This window comes from Pseudomonas lundensis (assembly GCF_002269125.1).
Taxonomy (GTDB): domain Bacteria; phylum Pseudomonadota; class Gammaproteobacteria; order Pseudomonadales; family Pseudomonadaceae; genus Aquipseudomonas; species Aquipseudomonas lundensis_A.
In genome coordinates, this window is record NZ_NQKI01000109.1 from 1 (window position 1) to 271 (window position 271).

A 271-nucleotide genomic window follows, 5' to 3' on the forward strand; every position below is an offset into this window, starting at 1 on the left:
GGATGCTCCGATCAACTTGCTGCGCGGCGGCGGCAAGTCGTAATTTGCACGGCACGCAGCGCTATTTGCTCAAAACGACCTGATGCAGTGTTCATCGAGGGCGTTTTTCGCCCGGTTTTCCATGTTAAGCGCGCAACTCGCCCATACCCATCAGTTGTTTTCGAGCCATCCACAGGTTCGACAGGGCGAACAATGTGGTCAACTGAGCCGTGTTTTTCATCAGCCCACGAAAGCGCACTTTCACGTACCCAAATTGGCATTTGATCACCCG

At 53.9% G+C, this 271-nt stretch carries 1 pseudogene; it reads right to left on the reverse strand.

From position 1 onward, the window contains the following. Nucleotides 1-124: 124 nt before the first annotated feature. Nucleotides 125-271: pseudogene (locus CJF39_RS22720) on the reverse strand (IS5/IS1182 family transposase); the annotation flags it as partial.